Below are 5,137 nucleotides of genomic sequence, written 5' to 3' on the forward strand. Positions count from 1 at the left end.
GCGTGGCAACGTCCTATCCTCGCAGGGAGCGATCCCCCAACTACTTTTGGCGCGTTGAAGCTTAACTTCTGTGTTCGGCATGGGAACAGGTGTATCCTTCAAGCCATCATCACCACACTTTGAAAGCTTGTGCTTTCAAAACTAAACAATATCCTGATCTTCCTTCATCAAGGGAACACCACTACGGTTAAGTCCTCGACCGATTAGTAATGGTCCGCTCCATGCGTCACCGCACTTCCACTTCCATCCTATCTACCTCATCATCTCTGAGGGGTCTTACTTCCTTAACGGAATGGGAAATCTCATCTTGAGGCGAGTTTCACACTTAGATGCTTTCAGCGTTTATCTCATCCATACATAGCTACCCAGCGGTGCTCCTGGCGGAACAACTGGTACACCAGCGGTATGTCCATCCCGGTCCTCTCGTACTAAGGACAGGTCCTCGCAAATTTCCTACGCCCGCGACGGATAGGGACCGAACTGTCTCACGACGTTCTGAACCCAGCTCGCGTACCGCTTTAATGGGCGAACAGCCCAACCCTTGGGACCGACTACAGCCCCAGGATGCGATGAGCCGACATCGAGGTGCCAAACCTCCCCGTCGATGTGGACTCTTGGGGGAGATAAGCCTGTTATCCCCAGGGTAGCTTTTATCCGTTGAGCGATGGCCCTTCCATACGGAACCACCGGATCACTAAGCCCGACTTTCGTCCCTGCTCGACCTGTCTGTCTCGCAGTCAAGCTCGCTTGTGCCTTTACACTCTGCGAATGATTTCCAACCATTCTGAGCGAACCTTTGGGCGCCTCCGTTACCTTTTGGGAGGCGACCGCCCCAGTCAAACTGCCCACCTGACACTGTCTCCCGCCACGTTCAGTGGCGCGGGTTAGAGTGGTCATAATGCAAGGGTAGTATCCCACCAACGCCTCCGTCGAAACTAGCGTCCCGACTTCAATGGCTCCTACCTATCCTGTACAAGCAGTACAAACACTCAATATCAAGCTACAGTAAAGCTCCATGGGGTCTTTCCGTCCTGTCGCGGGTAGCCTGCATCTTCACAGGCAATTCAATTTCACCGAGTCTCTCGTTGAGACAGTGCCCAGATCGTTACGCCTTTCGTGCGGGTCGGAACTTACCCGACAAGGAATTTCGCTACCTTAGGACCGTTATAGTTACGGCCGCCGTTTACTGGGGCTTCATTTCAGAGCTTCGCCGAAGCTAACCCTTCCATTTAACCTTCCAGCACCGGGCAGGCGTCAGCCCCTATACTTCATCTTACGATTTTGCAGAAACCTGTGTTTTTGATAAACAGTCGCCTGGGCCTTTTCACTGCGGCTGCACTCGCGTGCAGCACCCCTTCTCCCGAAGTTACGGGGTCATTTTGCCGAGTTCCTTAACGAGAGTTCTCTCGCTCACCTTAGGATTCTCTCCTCGACTACCTGTGTCGGTTTGCGGTACGGGCAGTTAATTACTCCTTAGAAGCTTTTCTCGGCAGCGTGACATCGGCGACTTCGCTACTATAATTTCGCTCCCCATCACAACTTGTCAACGCGAACGTAAGCATTTAACTCACGTCCTGACTTATTGCTTGGCCGGACTCTTCCAATCGTCCGGTTCGCTTAGCCTTCTGCGTCCCTCCATCGTCAAACATAATTAACTGGTACAGGAATCTCAACCTGTTAGCCATCGACTACGCCTCTCGGCCTCGCCTTAGGTCCCGACTTACCCTGGGTGGACGAGCCTTCCCCAGGAAACCTTAGTCATTCGGTGGACAGGATTCTCACCTGTCTTTCGCTACTCATACCGGCATTCTCACTTCTAAGCGCTCCACCAGTCCTCACGGTCTGACTTCGCCGCCCTTAGAACGCTCTCCTATCACGTGCACTTCGTGCACATCCACAGTTTCGGTAATATGCTTAGCCCCGGTACATTTTCGGCGCAGGATCACTCGACTAGTGAGCTATTACGCACTCTTTAAATGGTGGCTGCTTCTGAGCCAACATCCTAGTTGTCTGTGCAACTCCACATCCTTTTCCACTTAGCATATATTTAGGGACCTTAACTGGTGATCTGGGCTGTTCCCCTTTCGACGGTGGATCTTATCACTCATCGTCTGACTCCCGGACATAAATCAATGGCATTCGGAGTTTATCTGAAATTAGTAACCCATGACGGGCCCCTCGTCCAAACAGTGCTCTACCTCCAAGATTCTATATTCCGAGGCTCCCCCTAAAGAGATTTCGGAGAGAACCAGCTATCTCCAAGTTCGTTTGGAATTTCACCGCTACCCACAGTTCATCCCAGCCATTTTCAACTGACACGGGTTCGGACCTCCAGTGCGTTTTACCGCACCTTCATCCTGACCATGGGTAGGTCACCTGGTTTCGGGTACATAACTGCGTACTTCGTACGCCCATTTCAGACTCGCTTTCGCTACGGCTCCGGTTTTTCCACCTTAACCTTGCACGCAATCATGACTCGCCGGTTCATTCTGCAAGAGGCACGCCGTCACCCATTAACGGGCTCCGACAGCTTGTAGGCACATGGTTTCAGGAACTATTTCACTCCCCTCCCGGGGTGCTTTTCACCTTTCCCTCACGGTACTGGTTCACTATCGGTCACTAGGGAGTATTTAGCCTTGCGAGATGGTCCTCGCAGCTTCCGACGGGGTTTCACGTGTCCCGCCGTACTCAGGATCCTGAACGGAGAACGTAACGTTTCGACTACTGGACTCTCACCATCTCTGGTACAGTTTCCCACCTGTTTCGTCTACGTTGCGTTTTGGTAACTCCAATGTTCAGTCCTACAACCCCAACGAGCAAGCTCGTTGGTTTGGGCTCTTTCCCTTTCGCTCGCCGCTACTCAGGAAATCGAATTTTCTTTCTCTTCCTGCAGCTACTTAGATGTTTCAGTTCACTGCGTCTACCACTTGCCAGCTATGAATTCACTGGTCAAGTAAGCACCTACTAAGGTGCTTGGGTTTCCCCATTCGGAAATCTCCGGATCAAAGCGTACTTACCGCTCCCCGAAGCATATCGGTGTTAGTCCCGTCCTTCATCGGCTCCTAGTACCAAGGCATTCACCATGCGCCCTTCATAACTTAACCTAGAATGATCTTCGATCATTTAAGTTAATTGAGTTAGCGATTATTTCGTTAAACAACTCAAATAACGCGGTGTTCTCGGTTTTCTTGATTAATTAGAAAATAGAATATTATTTAGTTTTCAAAGTACAAACTTTCGAATGACCTTCCGGTCATTCAATGGAGAATAGCGGGATCGAACCGCTGACCTCCTGCTTGCAAAGCAGGTGCTCTCCCAGCTGAGCTAATTCCCCATATGGGCCTAAATGGACTCGAACCATCGACCTCACGCTTATCAGGCGTGCGCTCTAAACCAACTGAGCTATAGGCCCAAATAAGCGGTTACTCAATTATTCAATTGAGAGGTAAACCCCTCAAAACTGAACAAAGTTCCAACAATGTGTAGCTTCCGTTTTATTCCTTAGAAAGGAGGTGATCCAGCCGCAGGTTCTCCTACGGCTACCTTGTTACGACTTCACCCCAGTCATCTGCCCTGCCTTAGACGGCTCCTTCCCGAAGGTTAGGCCACCGGCTTTGGGCATTGCAAACTCCCATGGTGTGACGGGCGGTGTGTACAAGGCCCGGGAACGTATTCACCGCGGCATGCTGATCCGCGATTACTAGCGATTCCGACTTCGTGCAGTCGAGTTGCAGACTGCAGTCCGAACTGAGAACGGTTTTAAGAGATTAGCTTGCCCTCGCGAGTTCGCTGCTCGTTGTACCGTCCATTGTAGCACGTGTGTAGCCCAGGTCATAAGGGGCATGATGATCTGACGTCGTCCCCACCTTCCTCCGGTTTGTCACCGGCAGTCTCACTAGAGTGCCCAACTGAATGCTGGCAACTAGTAACAAGGGTTGCGCTCGTTGCGGGACTTAACCCAACATCTCACGACACGAGCTGACGACGACCATGCACCACCTGTCATTGCGTCCCCGAAGGGAACGCCTCATCTCTGAGGTTAGCGCAAGATGTCAAGACCTGGTAAGGTTCTTCGCGTAGCTTCGAATTAAACCACATGCTCCACCGCTTGTGCGGGCCCCCGTCAATTCCTTTGAGTTTCAACCTTGCGGTCGTACTCCCCAGGCGGAGTGCTTAATGCGTTAGCTCCGGCACTGAAGGGCGGAAACCCTCCAACACCTAGCACTCATCGTTTACGGCATGGACTACCAGGGTATCTAATCCTGTTCGCTACCCATGCTTTCGAGCCTCAGCGTCAGTTGCAAGCTAGACAGCCGCCTTCGCCACTGGTGTTCTTCCATATATCTACGCATTCCACCGCTACACATGGAGTTCCACTGTCCTCTCTTGCACTCAAGTTATCCAGTTTCCGATGCACTTCTCCGGTTAAGCCGAAGGCTTTCACATCAGACTTAGAAAACCGCCTGCGCTCGCTTTACGCCCAATAAATCCGGATAACGCTTGCCACCTACGTATTACCGCGGCTGCTGGCACGTAGTTAGCCGTGACTTTCTGGTTGAATACCGTCACTGCGTGAACAGTTACTCTCACGCACGTTCTTCTTCAACAACAGAGTTTTACGAGCCGAAACCCTTCTTCACTCACGCGGTGTTGCTCCATCAGGCTTGCGCCCATTGTGGAAGATTCCCTACTGCTGCCTCCCGTAGGAGTATGGACCGTGTCTCAGTTCCATTGTGGCCGATCAGTCTCTCAACTCGGCTACGCATCACAGCCTTGGTGAGCCGTTACCTCACCAACAAGCTAATGCGCCGCAGGCCCATCCAGAAGTGATAGCCGAAACCATCTTTTAAACGAAAATCATGTGGTTTTCGTTGTTATGCGGTATTAGCACTTGTTTCCAAATGTTGTCCCCCGCTTCTGGGCAGGTTGCCTACGTGTTACTCACCCGTCCGCCACTCGTTGGTAAACCGTCGTCAATCAGATGCAAGCATCATCAATCAGTCGGGCCAACGCGTTCGACTTGCATGTATTAGGCACACCGCCGGCGTTCATCCTGAGCCAGGATCAAACTCTCATATAAAATAAGAATTTGAGATAGCTCTCAAAATAAATTAAAGCGAAATTGACTTCGCAAATG

At 51.3% G+C, this 5,137-nt stretch carries 2 tRNA genes and 3 rRNA genes; all 5 read right to left on the reverse strand.

What is annotated here, in order from left to right:
- Positions 1 to 117: ribosomal RNA gene (rrf, locus tag H5975_RS07235) — 5S ribosomal RNA — on the reverse strand.
- Between the two features lie 66 nt (positions 118 to 183).
- Positions 184 to 3,104: ribosomal RNA gene (locus H5975_RS07240) — 23S ribosomal RNA — on the reverse strand.
- Between the two features lie 157 nt (positions 3,105 to 3,261).
- Positions 3,262 to 3,334, reverse strand: a tRNA-Ala gene (locus H5975_RS07245).
- Positions 3,335 to 3,337: 3 nt separating this feature from the next.
- Positions 3,338 to 3,412: transfer RNA gene (locus H5975_RS07250), tRNA-Ile, on the reverse strand.
- Between the two features lie 93 nt (positions 3,413 to 3,505).
- Positions 3,506 to 5,080, reverse strand: a 16S ribosomal RNA gene (locus H5975_RS07255).
- Together the 16S, 23S and 5S rRNA genes with 2 tRNA genes alongside form the textbook arrangement of a ribosomal RNA operon.
- Positions 5,081 to 5,137: the final 57 nt, after the last annotated feature.

It is taken from the genome of Limosilactobacillus coleohominis (assembly GCF_016901675.1).
GTDB lineage: Bacteria > Bacillota > Bacilli > Lactobacillales > Lactobacillaceae > Limosilactobacillus > Limosilactobacillus intestinavium.